This is a genomic window from Ochrobactrum sp. SFR4 (assembly GCF_019730395.1).
Classification (GTDB): domain Bacteria; phylum Pseudomonadota; class Alphaproteobacteria; order Rhizobiales; family Rhizobiaceae; genus Pseudochrobactrum.
Genome location: NZ_JAAPBB010000954.1, coordinates 1 through 259, shown reverse-complemented (window position 1 = coordinate 259; position 259 = coordinate 1). Strand labels below are relative to the sequence as shown.

At 53.3% G+C, this 259-nt stretch carries 1 protein-coding gene; it reads right to left on the bottom strand.

The annotated features are described in order from the left end of the window. On the bottom strand, window positions 1-245 hold a 245-nt coding region (locus HBA93_RS21910), incomplete at its 3' end, for a penicillin-binding transpeptidase domain-containing protein (protein ID WP_286202133.1). Between the last annotated feature and the right edge of the window lie 14 nt (window positions 246-259).

Here is a 259-nt window from a genome sequence, read left to right as displayed (position 1 = left end):
GCGTCCATTTCTGGCTTCCACTGCCAGACCGGATCATGTTCCGAGTGGAGGATGTTTTTGTCGTAACCGATCACAGCGAGCGGCACTTTAAATGTCGATGCCGGCGTGAAACGCTTATCACAGACACCTTTGCGGGAAAGGATTTTCTGCGTTGCGGCATCCATGACCACCGCGCACTCAGCTACAACCCCCTTTTCAGCGGCTTGTGCCTGAAAGCTGATCCCGCCTGTCAAACCCAAAGCCAATAATACTGCTGATC